Raw genomic sequence first — 14,096 nt, 5'->3', positions numbered from 1 at the left:
TGTGGGCGATGCTGCGCGACGGCCGACTCTACGAGAGGGAGTACAGCCCCCGGGAGGAGGTTCAGGCAGCTTGACTTACTGCATTAAGAGTCAGCATGCCCCGGAACTCCGCCCACGCAGCGTCACTGATGGCACGGGCCAGACTCCGGTTCTTGACCATGGTGCGCACGGTCAAATCCTCGATCACGAGCGTTTGGTTCTCACGCACGAGTCGAGTGGTCAGCTTATGCAGGTGATCCCGGCGGCGGTCGACGATCCGGGAGTGGATCCGGGCGACGCGGCGCCGGGCCTTGGCCCGGTTGGCGCCCTCGCCCTTGGCCTTGCGAGCAAGGACCTGCTGGGCCTTGGCGAGGCGCGCCCTGTCGCGGCGCTCATGCCGGGGATTGGCGACTTTCTCACCCGTGGACAGGGTCAGCAGATGGTCCAGGCCGACGTCTATACCGACCGCTGTACCCGTTGTCGGGAGGGGCGCGATGCCCGGGTCCTCGCACAGCAGAGACACGAACCAGCGCCCCGCCCTGTCCTGGGACACGGTCACCGTGGACGGCGTCGCGCCCTCGGGCAGAGGGCGGGACCACACGATCTCCAGGGGCTCACTCATCTTCGCCAGACTGAGCTCACCATCGCGGTAACGGAAGGCGCTGGTGGTGTACTCCGCCGACTTCCGCGACTTCTTCTTCGACTTGAATCGCGGATACTTGGCCCGCTTGCCGAAGAAGTTGGTGAACGCCACCTGCAAGTGCCGCAGCGCCTGCTGCAACGGCACCGAGGACACCTCGTTGAGGTAGGCCAACTCCTCGGTCTTCTTCCACGCCGTCAGCATCGCCGAGGTCGCGTTGTAGTTGACCCGCTCGTGACGCGTCCACGCTTCGGTACGGGCGGCGAGCGCCATGTTGTAGACCTTCCGCACGCACCCGAACGTGCGCGACAGCTCAGCCGCCTGCGCATCTGTCGGGTAGAAGCGGTACTTGAATGCCCGCTTCACATGGCCGGTCTTCACAGCTCACAAGACACGCGGACAGTTGGTGGCGAACGAATCCGCCCTGAAGGGCGAAATATCCATGGAGATGATCAGATGAAACCTCCCCTGTCCGCCCGTCGTATGGACCTGCTGGCCGCCGGTGCGGCCGCGGTGACCGTTGTGTTGTGGGCGTCCGCGTTCGTGTCGATCCGCAGTGCGGGAGCCGCGTACTCGCCCGGGGCGTTGGCGCTCGGGCGGCTCGTGGCCGGGGCGCTGGTGCTCGGGGTCATCTGTCTCGCACGCGGGGAGGGGCTGCCGCCGCGTGCCGCCTGGCCGGGGATCGTGGTCTCCGGACTGCTCTGGTTCGGGCTGTACATGGTGGTGCTCAACTGGGGTGAGCAGAAGGTCGACGCGGGCACGGCAGCCCTGGTGGTGAACGTCGGGCCGCTGGTCATGGCCCTGCTCGCGGGGTGGCTGCTGAAGGAGGGGCTGCCACCGCGGCTGCTGGCGGGGATGGCGGTGTCGTTCGTGGGCGCGGCGGTGGTCGGTCTGTCGATGTCGGGCGAGGGCAGCGCGTCCGTACTCGGCGTCCTGCTCTGTCTGCTCGCGGCGGTGGCGTACGCGGGCGGGGTCGTCGCCCAGAAGCCGGCTCTGCGGCACGGTTCGGCGCTCCAGGTGACGACGTACGGCTGTGTGATCGGCGCGGTGGCCTGTCTGCCGTTCGCCGGTCAGCTGGTGTCCGAGGCCGGCGACGCCCCGCTGTCCGCGACGCTCAACATGCTGTATCTGGGCGTCTTCCCGACCGCTCTCGCGTTCACGACCTGGGCGTTCGCGCTGGCCCGTACGACGGCCGGGAAGATGGGCGCGACGACCTACGCTGTGCCCGCCCTGGTGGTGCTGATGTCGTGGCTGGCGCTCGACGAGGTGCCGGGCTGGATCACTCTCGTCGGCGGGCTGGTGTGTCTGGCGGGCGTCGCCGTGTCGCGGTCCCGGCCACGGGCCGCCCGGGTCGCGGTTCCGGGAGCGGTTCCGGAGCCACGACCCGAGCGGGCCCCGGACTCAGCCCTCTGACTCGTCCGAGGCCGAACGCGCCCTGTCCGCAAGAACCTTGATGGACACGAGCGCGATCACGGCGAGCCCGATGATGTACGCGGACACCGACATCGACGTGTCCGTGGCCTCCAGCAGGAGGACCATCACGAAGGGTGCGAGTCCGCCGCCGAACACGGCCGCGATCTGGTAGCCGAGAGAGGCGCCCGTGTAGCGCATCTCGGGTGTGAACAGCTCGGCGAACAGGGCGGCTTGAGGCCCGTACATGATGCTGAGGAAGCAACTGGCGACGAATGTGCCGACGGCCAGCCACAGCAGCGAACCCGTGTCGATCAGCAGGAACATCGGTACGGCCCACAGGGCGATCCCGGCGGCGCCGAACCCGTAGATCCGGATGCGGCCGACGCGGTCGGAGAGCGCGGCCGAGGCGGGGATCAGGACGAGCTGGGTGAGGCTGACGCAGAGCGAGACGGTGAGGACGGCGCTGCGTTCCATGTCCAGTTCGCGGGTCGTGTAGTCGAGGACGCCGGTGATGAGGATGTAGAAGGTGGCGGTGTTCACGGCGAACGAGCCGCCCGCGAGGAGCACCGTGCCGAGGTGGCCGCGCAGGATCGTGCGCAGCGGGGAGCTCTTCTCGCCCTTCTCCTTCTCGGCCAGGGCCCGTTCGGCCTGGCGGAACTCCGGGGTCTCCTCGACGCGTGTGTGGATGTACCAGGCGAGCCCGAGGACGAGCAGCCCGACCAGGAACGGCACCCGCCAGCCCCAGGCGGCGAACGCGCTCTCGCTGGTGAGGGCGCCGGCGAGCAGGAAGACGGAGTTGGCGGTCACCACACCGATGGGGACGCCGAGTTGGACGACGCTGCCGTAGAGGCCGCGCTTGCCCTCGGGGGCGTACTCCGTGGCGAGCAGCATCGCGCCGCCCCACTGTGCGCCGATCGCGATGCCCTGCAGCACGCGCAGGACGACGAGGAGGATGGGGGCCGCGATGCCGATCGTGGCGTATGTGGGGAGGAGGCCGATGCCCGTGGTGGCCACGCCCATCAGGGTCAGGGCCAGCACGAGCATGGGCTTGCGGCCTCGTTTGTCGCCCAGGTGGCCCGCGATGACTCCGCCGAGCGGACGGGCGAGGAAGCCCACGGCGAAGGTGGCGAACGCGGCGAGGACTCCTGCGGAGGAGCTGCCCGCGGGGAAGTACAGGTCTCCGAGCACGAGGGCTGCGGCGATCCCGAAGACGAAGTAGTCGTACCACTCGACGGCGGAGGCGAGGGCGGCGGCGGTCGCCACCTTGCGGCGGTGTCTGGTGTCGGGGCTGGTGGTCGCGCTGGGGAGCGCGGAAGGTGCGGTGTCCATGGCGTGCACACTCCGGTGGGTGCGGGGACGTTCGGGGGAACGTACTGACCGGACGGTATGTAGGTCAACGGTCGTGCACGCATGGGTCTCACACAGAGGGCTTCTGAGTATCCGGCTGAGATCCGGCTGAGTACCCCGGCGGATGTGGCCCCGGCCACATCCGCCGATTCTTGTCCTCATGAGTGAGACACCTGTCAAGCAGCAGAACACCGCGGCCTTCTACGGCCAGGCGGTCGTTTCGTTCGCCGTCGCCATGGCCGCGACGGCCGTCGGCATCTTCCGCCTCGAAGCCGACGCATGGGTGCGTGGCTTCCTGGCGATCGCCGTCCTCTACCTCGTCACCTCGGCCTTCACGCTGGCCAAGGTGATCCGGGACCGGCAGGAGGCCGGGCAGATCGTCAGCCGGGTCGACCAGGCCCGGCTGGAGAAACTGCTCGCGGAGCACGACCCCTTCGAGAAGCTGTGATCGCCGCTGGCCGCCCGATCCGTGCGCCCCGTGGGCAGCACGCACGCTAAGCGCTCGCTCAGGCTGCGAGGTATCGTGGTTCGTCCTGCCAGTGGAGACCTGTCGGTGGAGAACTGACAGCCGAGAAGGGGCGAACAGCGATGAGTACGGCGGAGGAGACGGCCGGCGGCGAGATGCCGCCCTGGGCCGAGGTCACCCCGGACGCGGCGCGGCGGCTGCTCGTCGCCGCGGTGGAGGCCTTCGCCGAGCGCGGGTATCACGCGACGACGACCCGGGACATCGCGGGCCGTGCCGGTATGAGCCCGGCCGCGCTCTACATCCACTACAAGACCAAGGAAGAGCTGCTCCACCGGATCAGCAGGATCGGCCACGAGAAGGCCCTCGAGATCCTGCGGACGGCCGCTCGGGGTGAGGGCAGCGCGACCGAGCGGCTCGCGGATGCCGTGAGCTCCTTCGTGCGGTGGCACGCCGGGGGGCGCACCACCGCGCGGGTCGTGCAGTACGAACTGGACTCGCTCGGCCCGGCCGCCCGTGCCGAGATCATCGCGCTGCGCCGCCAGGTCGACGCCCAGGTGCGAGGGATCATCGAGGACGGCGTCGCGAGCGGCGAGTTCGATGTGCCCGACGTGCGCGGCACCACGCTCGCCGTGCTCTCGCTGTGCATCGACGTCGCCCGCTGGTTCAACGTGAACGGACCTCGGACGCCCGACGAGGTCGGCGCGCTGTACGCCGACCTCGTGCTGCGGATGGTGGGGGCAGTCAAGTAGCTCCCACTGCCGAGCAGTCTCCGGCCGTCGGCAGCTTCGTACGCCCTGAAGTGCCTAGAAGTAGTAGCGCGACACCGACTCCGCCACGCACACCGGCTTGTCGCCGCCCTCGCGTTCCACGGTCACCGCGGCCGTGACCTGGACTCCGCCGCCCGCCTCCACGACCTCCTTGAGCACCGCCGTGGCGCGCAGGCGCGAGCCCACGGGTACGGGGGACGGGAAGCGCACCTTGTTGGTGCCGTAGTTGACGCCCATCTTCATGCCCTCGACGCGCATGACCTGCGGGACGAGCGCGGGCAGCAGCGACAGCGTCAGATAGCCGTGCGCGATGGTCGTACCGAAGGGCCCGGTGGCGGCCTTCTCAGGGTCCACGTGGATCCACTGGTGGTCGCCGGTCGCGTCCGCGAACAGGTCGATCCGCTTCTGGTCGACCTCCAGCCAGTCGCTGTACCCCAACTGCTCGCCCACCGCCGCCTTCAGTTCGTCGGCGGACGTGAAGATCTTCGGCTCTGCCATGTGTCCTGGCCTCCCGCGTTGCTCCGTACTACATCCCTAAGCGACTGCTTAGCATCGTCGGGTACGGAGCCCATGTCAACGGACCGGGAGCGTAGGGAGCCGGGCTGTGACGAGTGGGTAGGCTTCGAGGGATGCCCCAGATTCCAGAGAAGATCCACGAACTCACGGTGGGCCAGCTGTCGGCCCGCAGCGGCGCCGCCGTGTCCGCCCTGCACTTCTACGAGTCCAAGGGCCTCATCGGCAGCCGCCGCACCGCGGGCAACCAGCGCCGCTACTCCCGTGACACGCTGCGCCGCGTCGCCTTCGTACGGGCCGCGCAGCGCGTCGGCATTCCGCTGGCCACGATCCGCGACGCACTCGCCGAGCTCCCCGAGGGGCGCACCCCGACGCGGGAGGACTGGGCACATCTCTCGAAGGCCTGGCGCTCCGAACTCGACGAGCGCATCAAGCAGTTGAGCCGTCTGCGCGACCATCTCACGGACTGCATCGGCTGCGGCTGCCTCTCCCTGGAAACCTGCGTGCTCTCCAACCCGGACGACGTGTTCGGCGAGAGGCAGAGCGGTTCGCGGCTCATGGTGGAGCGTCGGCCCGCCGCGAAGCAGCAGCGCAAGCACTCCGGGCAGCAGCAACGGCAGAAGGAGCCCGAGGGCCGCTGCTGAAGTGGCCGCCGGGCACCGGCCGTCGGGGCTTCGGGCTCAGCGGCTCTCACGTTGCGGCGGCGCCGAGGACTTACGCCCCGCCTGCTCCCCAGGTTCGCCCTCGACGGCCATACGACCCTGCCGCAGCCCCAGCCCCGACGCGACCACCAGCAGCGCGCCGAGCATCACGAACGGCGCCGCCACCCCCGCGACTCCCGCCACCAGCCCCGCCGCGGCCGGTGCCGCGACCTGGCCCAGGCGATTGCCGGTCAGGCGCAGGGCGAGAGCGGTGGAGCGGGCGTCAGGTGGGGCGGCCTGGACGACCGTGGTCATGGAGAGGGGCTGGCCGACGCCCAGGCAGAAACCGAGTGCCGCGAGGATCACGGCCAGCGCCCAGACCGGGACCGGCACTGCGATGCCCACACACAGGACGGCTGCCAGCAGGCAGGTCGAGGTGAGCAGGGCGGCCCGGCCGAGCAGACGCAGCATCGGCGTGATCACCAGGCGGCATGCGATCGTCGCCGCCGCACGCAGGCTCAGCAGAAGGCCGATGACGGACGGCGGGATGCCGCGGTGCTCGCCGATCACCGGCAGGTACGCGGTGAGGATGTCCGTCGCCGAGAGCACGGCGAGGCTGATGAAGATGCCCGCGGGTACGCCACGGGTGCGCAGGATGCGGTGTACCGGGACGCGTTTCCCCTGGGGCGTACGGGACTTCGCGGGCGTACGGTGCTCGATGCGCCACAGCGAGGTGAACGCGACCGCGGCTCCCGCGCCCGCGACGAGCAGCGCCAACGCGCTGGTGCCCGCCATGTCGGGCCCGCCGATCAGGGCGCCCGCGGCGATGGGTCCGACCAGCTGGCCGAGGGAGGCGCCGATGGTGAAGTGGCCGAAGTTGCGGTCCTGTTCCTGCGGGGCTGACTGGCGGGCCACGATCGACTGGGCGCCGATCACGAAGCAGAGGTGGCCGAGGCCCATCACCCCGCTCCACGCCGCCATCGCGAGCAGGGAGTTCGCGATACCGCTGAGGGCGCAGCCGCCGGCTATCAGTACGACGCCGATGGGCAGCAGGGGCGCGCACCGGCCCTGGTCGGTCCTGCGGCCCAGGGGTACGGCGACGAACAGCGGCAGCAGCGCGTACACACCCGCGATCACACCGACCGCACGCTCGTCCGCACCCAGCGCGAGGGCCCGGTAGGAGACGGCGGGCCGCGCCATCGACACCGCCCCCTGCGCGAAGCTGAAGGCGATGACGAGGCGGAGCAGCCAGCCGCGGTTCCCACCGGGCCTCACGTTGTCCTCCTCCAATAAGGGTTCACAGGGAAGGGATCACCAGTCGGAGATCGGACGGATCAGTTGGATCGGGTTGATCAGGTTGATCAGGTTGATCAGATGATGCCGAACAGGATCCCCGCACCGAGTACCACGAGGGAAGTCAGTGCAGCCCACTTGACCACGAACTTGGTGTGGTCGCCGAACTCCACCTTCGCCATACCCACGAGGACGTATACGGCCGGGACCAGCGGGCTGGACATGTGCAGCGGCTGGCCGACGAGCGAGGCGCGGGCGATCTCCAGGGGCGAGACTCCGTGCGCGGCACCGGCCTCGGCGAGGACCGGCAGGACTCCGAAGTAGAAGCCGTCGTTCGACATGAAGTACGTGAGCGGCAGGCTCAGGAAGCCGGTGACGATCGCCATGTGCGGGCCCATGCCCTCGGGGATGCCGTCGACGAGCCACTTCGCCATGGAGTCGACCATGCCGGTGCCCTGGAGGACGCCGGTGAAAACGGCGGCGGCGAAGACCATCCCGGAGACGTTGAGCACGTTCTCGGCGTGGGCGCCGAGGCGGGCCTTCTGGTCGGGCATGTGCGGGAAGTTCACGGTCAGGGCCAGCGCGGCACCCAGGATGAACAGGACCGGAATCGGCAGCCACTCCATGATCATCGCGGTGAGGAGGGCCACCGTGAGCAGCGCGTTGAACCAGTACAGCTTGGGGCGCAGCGTCGGCCGGTTGGGGTCGAGGCCCTGGAGCCGTACGTCGTCCTCGTCATCGTCCGCAGCCTCGGAAGCGTCCGTCCCGGAGCCCGCGCCACCGGTGGTCTTGCCCTTACGGCCCTTGCCGTCACCGGCACCTGCACCCGCGCCGACCAGCACCGTCTCCGTCTCCTGCTGCTCCTCCTTCTCCAGGACGACCTTCTCCGGCTCCAGGACCTCGTCCAGGCTCAGCACCCCGAGGCGCTTGCGCTCGCGGCGGCCGAGTACGTACGAGAGGACGAAGACGAAGAGCAGGCCGACGCCGAGGGCGGGGATCATCGGGACGAAGATGTCGCCGGCGTCGAGCTTGAGCGCGGTGGCGGCGCGGGCGGTGGGGCCGCCCCAGGGGAGGGTGTTCATGACGCCGTTGGCGGTGGCGGCGACGCCGGTCATCACGACCAGGCTCATCTTGAGGCGCTTGTAGAGCGGGTACATCGCCGAGACCGTGATCATGAAGGTGGTCGAGCCGTCGCCGTCGAGCGAGACGATCGCGGCGAGCACGGCCGTGCCGACGACGATACGCAGCGGGTCGGCCTTGCAGAACTTCAGGATGCCCCGCACGATCGGGTCGAAAAGCCCGACGTCGATCATGACGCCGAAGTACACGATGGCGAACATCAGCATCGCGGCGGTGGGCGCGAGGTTGCCCACCCCTTCGATGACGTAGTCGCCGAGATGGGCACCCTTTCCGACGAACACACAGAAGAGTGCCGGGATCAGTACGAGCGCCGCGATCGGCGACATCTTCTTCATCATGATCAGGACCAGGAAGGTCGCGATCATGGCGAAGCCGAGGATGGTCAGCATGAGTGGATACCTAACGTTCGCCCTTGAACAGCCACCAGGGCCGGCGGTTGGAGCGACGTTAGGGCGGGTCCACAAGCGTTAACAAGACGTTGACATGCGAGCAATAAGCGCAAAACTCCTGGTCACAGCGTTGTCCCTGTTGGCGCGACCTCGACGGGTACGCCATTGAGGACCGCATTGCCCGACAGCGGGTCGAGCAGCGAGCCGTCGAGAAGCTGGTTGACGTTGACTCCGGGGTCGGTGGCGGCGTGGCTCATACGGGTGCCCGGCCGGTCGTGACCCCAGCCGTGGGGGAGGCTCACGACTCCGCGCCGGATGCCGTCGGTGACCTCGGCAGGAGCCGTCACCTCTCCCCCGGCGCCCTTGATCCGTACGGCGTCCCCGTCCGCGATCCCGAGGCGTGCGGCGTCGTCCGGGTGGAGGTGCAGGGTGCAGCGGTTGGTGCCGCCTGTGAGGGCGGGGATGTTGTGCATCCAGCTGTTGTTGGAGCGCAGATGGCGGCGGCCGATGAGGACGAGGCCGTCGGGGCGGCGACGCAGGGCGTCCCTGAGGCGTGGCAGGTCGTCGGCGATCGGCTGCGGCAGCAGTTCCACGCGTCCGCTGCGGGTCTTGAGGGGCTGCGGCAGGCGCGGCTGGAGCGGTCCGAGGTCGATGCCGTGCGGCTGGTCCAGCAGCTTGTCCAGGTTCAGCCCTTCCGGTCGGGCGCCGAAGCCGTCGCCGTACGGGCCGAGGCGCAGCATCATGTCGAGCCGCCGCTCCGGGCCGTTGTCGCCGGTGAGCATGGCGGCGAGCTCGCGGGGGTCGCGGCCGTGCACCGGGGAGTGCGGTTCCCTGACGGCTTTGCCGAGGGTCTGGTCGATGACCATGGCGTCGACGGCGGAGGGGTCGGCGCCGTGCATGCCGGTGGCGGCGAGGACGAGCCGGGCGAGGATCTCGGTCTCGGCCATGCGGCCGGGTTCGAGGGGGACGGCGGCGCGGGTGTAGCGGACCTGGTTGCGTATGGCGAGGGTGTTGAAGGCGAAGTCGTGGTGCGGGCTCTGCGAGGGCGGGGGCGGCGGCAGCACGACGTGGGCGTGGCGCGAGGTCTCGTTCAGGTACGGGTCGACGCTGACCATGAAGTCGAGCGAGTCGAGGGCCTTGTCGAGGCGGTCGCCGTCGGGTGCGGACAGGACGGGGTTGGCGGCGACGGCGATGAGGGCCCGGACGGGTTCGCCCTCGGCGGTGGCGGTGTCGATCTCCTCGGCGAGCGCGGCGATGGGCAGTTCGCCCTTGGCTTCCGGGTGGCGGCCGACCCTGCTGTGCCAGCGTCCGAGGGCGAAGCCGCGGCCGGGTCCGGCGGGCCGGGGCGTCTTGTCGGTGGCGGCCAGCGGGAAGAGAGCGCCGCCGGGCCGGTCGAGGTTCCCGGTGAGGATGTTCAGCACGTCGACGAGCCAGCTGGCCAGGGTGCCGTGCGGGACGGTGCAGCTGCCGATGCGGCCGTAGACGGCGGCGGTGGGCGCGGCGGCAAGTTCGCGGGCGAGCGTACGGATCGTACCGGCGTCCACGTCGCACGCCTCGGCAGCGGCTTCAGGAGTGAAGTCCCGTACAGCATCGGGGAGTTCGTCGAGCCCCTGGACCAGCTCGGCGAGTTCGCCGAGGTCGGTGAGCTTCTCCTCGAAGAGGACGTACGCCATGGCCGCGAGCAGCAGGGCATCGGTGCCGGGGCGGATGGCGACGTGCCGGTCGGCGAGTTTGGCGGTACGGGTGCGGCGCGGGTCGATCACGGTGAGGTTGCCGCCGCGCGCCTTGAGGGCCCTGAGCTTGCCGGGGAAGTCGGGCGCCGTGCACAGGCTGCCGTTGGACTCCAGGGGGTTGGCGCCGATCAGCAGGAGGTGGTCGGTGCGGTCGAGGTCGGGTACGGGGATGGCGTGGGCGTCGCCGTAGAGCAGCCCGCTGGAGACGTGCTTGGGCATCTGGTCGACCGTGGAGGCCGTGAAGAGGCTGCGCGTGCCGAGGGCGCCGAGCAGTACGGGCGGATAGAGGGCGCCGGCCATGGTGTGGACGTTCGGGTTGCCGAGGACGACACCGACGGCGTGCGGTCCGTACGTCTCGACGACCGGCCGCAGCCCTGCCGCCACAGCGTCGAACGCCTCCTCCCAGGTGGCCTCGCGCAGCTCACCGTCCTTGCGCACCAGTGGGGTGCGCAGCCGGTCCGGGTCCGCGTCCACGGCTCCGAAGGAGGCACCCTTCGGGCAGATGAACCCCTGGCTGAACACATCGGCGCGGTCGCCTCGGGCGCCGGTCACCCGGGTGCCCTCGATGGTGAGCGTCAGACCGCAGGTGGCTTCGCACAGGGGGCAGATGCGCAGGGCGGTGCGGGAGTCGGTGGTGGTGGACACGGGTCCTCCGGAAGGGTGGCGACGTCGGCACACGAACTTCCGCCGAGCATACCGACCGGTATGCACGGTGGGGAGGCCCCGCGAGGGTCGCATCCGACACTCCCGTGCCGATCGGCCGCCGATCGGGCTTCAGTCGAGCGTGCCCAAGCAGCCTTGGTGAAGTCCGGTGCGGCCCCGTGCCCCGTAAGGGGCGCGGTGCTGTATTGATATGCGGCTCCGCCGCGATGGGGGTCCCCCCGCTCATGGGGGTCCCGCCGCTCATGGGGGTCCCGCCGCTCATGGGGGTCCCCCCGCTGGAGCGAAGCCGAGAGTGGGGGAGCGACCAGCCCCCACCGGCCCGCAGCCTCATCGCTGCACTTCCAGCGGAGCGCTTAGTCCAGCACTCTCGCGAGGTACGACCGCAGCAGCTCCCGCGTCTCCCCGATGATCCGCTCGTCGCCCGACGGGCTGAGGCGGAACGCGAGTTGGACGAGGGTGTCGGCGGCCTCGACGGCGACCAGGAAGGTGCGGCGGAGGTCGTCGTCGGGTTCGCGGTCGAGGTAGGCGGAGAGCATGTCGGTCAGGCGGTCGGCGACGCGGGTGTTGGGTTCGGCGTCGCGGGTGCCTACGGGGATCTGGTTGCCGAAGTCGACGAGGGCGAAGCCGGGCGCGGTCCGCTTCATGACGAGGTACTCGTCGAGCACGGCGTCCATGGCCGCGCGCCAGCCACCCTCCCCGTCCGCGGCTTCGAGACTGCGGGTGACGCGTTCGGCGTAGCGGTCGAGGTTGCGCTGGGCCAATGCGTCGGCCATGGCGCGCTTGTTGCCGAAGAAGCGGTACACGGATCCGATGGGGACACCGGCGCGCACGGCGACGGCTCGGGTGCTGAGGGCGTCGTAGCCGACTTCGTCGAGGAGGTCGGCGCAGGCGTCGAGGATCCTGGTCAGTCGTTCCGCGCTCCGGCGCTGGACGGGCGCGCGGCGCAGCGAGGTCGCTTGGGGCACGGGCATCATCATGCCTTTCCGCCGGGGTTCGGGGAACCGCGCCCCCCAGTACTCCGGCCGGGGTCCCGCCCGCTCACCTGCGGGGTCGGCGTGGGGGCGGTCGTGGGAGCTGACGGCACGGGATCGGAGACGGTGATGTCCGCGGTGCTCTCGACGGGTTCGCCGTCGACGGCCCACACGGTGTCGTCGTCGGCGTGGAGGCGCACGGTTATCTTGTGCGTGCCCCGGGTGACGAGGCTGCCGCTCAGGTGGTGGGCGGGGTCGCGGAGTTCGGCGACGGGGCGGCCGTCCAGCCGCAGGAGGGCGTAGCCGCGCCCCTGAGCGGCCGTCTTCTTCGTCCCGGCCGGTGAGAAGCGGAAGTCGGAGACGGTCAGGCGGACGTCCCAACCCTCGCGGGCGTCGGGCAGCACTTCTATCCCGACCTCGGGTGCGCGCTTCTTGTCGAACTCACGATAGTTCCGCCCCTCTTCGTCCGTGTCGTCCAGCACCTTGCCCACCGGCGACGGCTCGGCCCCGTCGCCCTCGCCCGCGCCGCCGCCCGAATCGCAGGCTGCGATTCCGGCGAGCAAGGCGCCGAAGAGGGCACAGACCGCGAGCGCGGCGAGGAATGCGCGCGTCCACGACATGTCGGGAACATTAGGGCACCGCTCCGACAGGCGAATCCCCCTGAAGTCTGGTTCTTGGGCAGTACAGCGGTCTTGGCGCGATCACGCCGTTCACCCCTCGCGCATGTCTTGCGAACGGAAATCCCGAATCCTATGGTGCTGCATAGGAATAAGGATCGGGATTCAGGGATCTTGAGTCACGGGCAAGGGAGCGATCATGAACGGGGATGCACGGAAGACCGCTGAGGCGTTGACGTACCTCTCGGGATTCGGCAATCAGCACAGTTCGGAAGCGATCCCGGGCGCGCTGCCGATCGGCCGCAACTCGCCGCAGCGCGCACCGCTCGGGCTGTACGCGGAGCAGCTGAGCGGTTCGGCGTTCACGGAGCCGAGGGCGCACAACCGCCGCTCGTGGCTGTACCGGATCCGCCCGTCCGCCGCCCACCCGGCCTTCGCCCGCACCGACAACGGCGCCCTCCGCACGGCGCCCTTCACGGAGACGGCACCCGACCCGAACCGGCTGCGCTGGAACCCCCTGCCGGAGCCCGAGCCGGACACGGATTTCGTACGGGGCCTGTGGACCCTCGGGGGCAACGGCGACGCCACGCAGCGCACGGGCATGGCCGTGCACCTGTATCACGCCAACTCCGCGATGCAGCGCGTGTTCAGCGACGCCGACGGCGAGCTGCTGATCGTGCCGGAGCGCGGCGGGCTGCTGCTGCGCACCGAGTTCGGGCTGCTGCACGCGGAGCCCGGGGACATGGCGCTGATTCCCCGCGGGGTGCGCTTCCGCATGGAACTGCTCGACGAGTCAGTACGCGGCTACGTGTGCGAGAACTATGGAGCGCCCTTCCAGCTCCCCGAGCTCGGCCCGATCGGTGCCAACGGCCTCGCCAACGCGCGGGACTTCCGGGCGCCGGTCGCCGCGTACGAGGACGTCGAGGGCCCCGTGGAGGTGGTGAACAAGTTCTGCGGGAACCTGTGGACCGCGACGTACGACCACTCGCCGCTCGACGTCATCGCCTGGCACGGCAGCCATCTGCCGTACGTCTACGACCTGCGCCGATTCAACGTGCTCGGCTCCATCAGCTACGACCACCCGGACCCGTCGATCTTCACGGTCCTGACCTCGCCGACGGACACTCCGGGCCTCGCGAGCGTCGACTTCGTCGTCTTCGCGCCGCGCTGGCTGGTGGGCGAGGACACGTTCCGGCCGCCGTACTTCCACCGGAATGTGATGAGCGAGTACATGGGGCTCATCGAGGGCGCGTACGACGCGAAGGCGGAAGGTTTTGTTCCGGGCGGGGGTTCGCTGCACAACATGATGTCGGCGCACGGGCCCGACAGGGAGACCTTCGACCGGGCGAGCGCCGCCGAGCTGCGTCCGCAGAAGGTCGACGACGGCCTGGCCTTCATGTTCGAGACGCGCTGGCCGGTGACTCTCACGGCACAGGCGGCACGGGCGGAACACCTGCAACGGGCGTACGACGATGTATGGCAGGGCCTCGAACGTCACTTCGGCCCGTTGCACTGAACACCCGT

12 protein-coding genes and 1 pseudogene are annotated in these 14,096 nt (G+C 69.8%); 5 read left to right on the top strand and 8 right to left on the bottom strand.

Going from position 1 to position 14,096, the window contains the following annotated elements:
* Positions 1-79: 79 nt before the first annotated feature.
* A pseudogene (locus ABD357_RS05480) lies at positions 80-1,000 on the bottom strand (RNA-guided endonuclease InsQ/TnpB family protein); the annotation flags it as partial.
* A gap of 75 nt (positions 1,001-1,075) precedes the next feature.
* Here ABD357_RS05480 and ABD357_RS05475 point away from each other — a divergent pair.
* Complete coding sequence (locus ABD357_RS05475) at positions 1,076-2,032, top strand: DMT family transporter (protein WP_344387831.1); 957 nt, start codon at positions 1,076-1,078, stop codon at positions 2,030-2,032.
* On the opposite strand, the gene ABD357_RS05470 is transcribed toward ABD357_RS05475, so the two are convergent.
* Positions 2,021-3,361 carry an MFS transporter gene (locus ABD357_RS05470; RefSeq protein WP_344387830.1) on the bottom strand — a complete coding sequence of 447 codons (1,341 nt, stop codon included), beginning with the start codon at positions 3,359-3,361 and terminating at the stop codon, positions 2,021-2,023. The two genes, ABD357_RS05475 and ABD357_RS05470, sit on opposite strands and share 12 nt — an antisense overlap.
* Positions 3,362-3,539: 178 nt before the next feature.
* On the opposite strand from ABD357_RS05470, the gene ABD357_RS05465 reads away from it, so the two are divergent.
* Both ABD357_RS05465 and ABD357_RS05460 read left to right on the top strand, forming a co-directional pair.
* Complete coding sequence (locus ABD357_RS05465; protein ID WP_344387829.1) at positions 3,540-3,827, top strand: YiaA/YiaB family inner membrane protein; 288 nt, start codon at positions 3,540-3,542, stop codon at positions 3,825-3,827.
* Between the two features lie 140 nt (positions 3,828-3,967).
* Positions 3,968-4,594, top strand: coding sequence for a TetR/AcrR family transcriptional regulator (locus ABD357_RS05460; protein ID WP_344387828.1), 627 nt, complete (start codon positions 3,968-3,970; stop codon positions 4,592-4,594).
* 54 nt (positions 4,595-4,648) lie between these two features.
* Here the strand turns inward: ABD357_RS05460 and ABD357_RS05455 are convergent, their stop codons facing one another.
* Positions 4,649-5,110, bottom strand: coding sequence for a MaoC family dehydratase (locus ABD357_RS05455; protein ID WP_344387827.1), 462 nt, complete (start codon positions 5,108-5,110; stop codon positions 4,649-4,651).
* Between the two features lie 131 nt (positions 5,111-5,241).
* Between ABD357_RS05455 and soxR the strand changes: the two genes are divergently transcribed.
* Positions 5,242-5,769 carry a redox-sensitive transcriptional activator SoxR gene (gene soxR / locus ABD357_RS05450; protein WP_344387825.1) on the top strand — a complete coding sequence of 176 codons (528 nt, stop codon included), beginning with the start codon at positions 5,242-5,244 and terminating at the stop codon, positions 5,767-5,769.
* 36 nt (positions 5,770-5,805) lie between these two features.
* Here the strand turns inward: soxR and ABD357_RS05445 are convergent, their stop codons facing one another.
* The 5 genes from ABD357_RS05445 to ABD357_RS05425 form a co-directional block, all read right to left on the bottom strand.
* A complete protein-coding gene (locus tag ABD357_RS05445; RefSeq protein ID WP_344387823.1) occupies positions 5,806-7,041 on the bottom strand; it encodes an MFS transporter in 1,236 nt (411 codons plus the stop codon).
* Positions 7,042-7,136: 95 nt separating this feature from the next.
* Positions 7,137-8,588, bottom strand: coding sequence for a CitMHS family transporter (locus ABD357_RS05440; protein ID WP_344387822.1), 1,452 nt, complete (start codon positions 8,586-8,588; stop codon positions 7,137-7,139).
* A 122-nt stretch (positions 8,589-8,710) separates the two neighbouring features.
* Complete coding sequence (locus ABD357_RS05435; RefSeq protein WP_344387819.1) at positions 8,711-10,966, bottom strand: molybdopterin oxidoreductase family protein; 2,256 nt, start codon at positions 10,964-10,966, stop codon at positions 8,711-8,713.
* 371 nt (positions 10,967-11,337) lie between these two features.
* Positions 11,338-11,958 carry a TetR/AcrR family transcriptional regulator gene (locus ABD357_RS05430; RefSeq protein WP_344387848.1) on the bottom strand — a complete coding sequence of 207 codons (621 nt, stop codon included), beginning with the start codon at positions 11,956-11,958 and terminating at the stop codon, positions 11,338-11,340.
* Entirely contained in the window at positions 11,958-12,575 is a 618-nt protein-coding gene (locus ABD357_RS05425; protein WP_344387818.1) for a hypothetical protein, read from the bottom strand. The genes ABD357_RS05430 and ABD357_RS05425 overlap by 1 nt, the downstream gene beginning before the upstream one ends.
* Before the next feature lie 196 nt (positions 12,576-12,771).
* Between ABD357_RS05425 and hmgA the strand changes: the two genes are divergently transcribed.
* On the top strand, positions 12,772-14,088 hold the full coding sequence (gene hmgA / locus ABD357_RS05420; RefSeq protein WP_344387817.1) for a homogentisate 1,2-dioxygenase: 1,317 nt from the start codon (positions 12,772-12,774) through the stop codon (positions 14,086-14,088).
* Positions 14,089-14,096: the final 8 nt, after the last annotated feature.

Source organism: Streptomyces vastus (assembly GCF_039532825.1).
Lineage (GTDB): Bacteria > Actinomycetota > Actinomycetes > Streptomycetales > Streptomycetaceae > Streptomyces > Streptomyces vastus.
The sequence above is the reverse complement of the archived record's forward strand: the minus strand, read 5'-3'. Positions and strand labels throughout refer to the sequence as shown.

What these genes read in the sequence shown, in the direction of transcription:
- ABD357_RS05475 (WP_344387831.1), top strand. Translation starts at nt 1,076, where the DNA reads ATGAAACCTCCCCTGTCCGCCCGTCGTATGGACCTGCTGGCCGCCGGT.
- ABD357_RS05470 (WP_344387830.1), bottom strand. Translation starts at nt 3,361, where the DNA reads ATGGACACCGCACCTTCCGCGCTCCCCAGCGCGACCACCAGCCCCGAC.
- ABD357_RS05465 (WP_344387829.1), top strand. Translation starts at nt 3,540, where the DNA reads ATGAGTGAGACACCTGTCAAGCAGCAGAACACCGCGGCCTTCTACGGC.
- ABD357_RS05460 (WP_344387828.1), top strand. Translation starts at nt 3,968, where the DNA reads ATGAGTACGGCGGAGGAGACGGCCGGCGGCGAGATGCCGCCCTGGGCC.
- ABD357_RS05455 (WP_344387827.1), bottom strand. Translation starts at nt 5,110, where the DNA reads ATGGCAGAGCCGAAGATCTTCACGTCCGCCGACGAACTGAAGGCGGCG.
- soxR (WP_344387825.1), top strand. Translation starts at nt 5,242, where the DNA reads ATGCCCCAGATTCCAGAGAAGATCCACGAACTCACGGTGGGCCAGCTG.
- ABD357_RS05440 (WP_344387822.1), bottom strand. Translation starts at nt 8,588, where the DNA reads ATGCTGACCATCCTCGGCTTCGCCATGATCGCGACCTTCCTGGTCCTG.
- ABD357_RS05430 (WP_344387848.1), bottom strand. Translation starts at nt 11,958, where the DNA reads ATGATGCCCGTGCCCCAAGCGACCTCGCTGCGCCGCGCGCCCGTCCAG.
- ABD357_RS05425 (WP_344387818.1), bottom strand. Translation starts at nt 12,575, where the DNA reads ATGTCGTGGACGCGCGCATTCCTCGCCGCGCTCGCGGTCTGTGCCCTC.
- hmgA (WP_344387817.1), top strand. Translation starts at nt 12,772, where the DNA reads ATGAACGGGGATGCACGGAAGACCGCTGAGGCGTTGACGTACCTCTCG.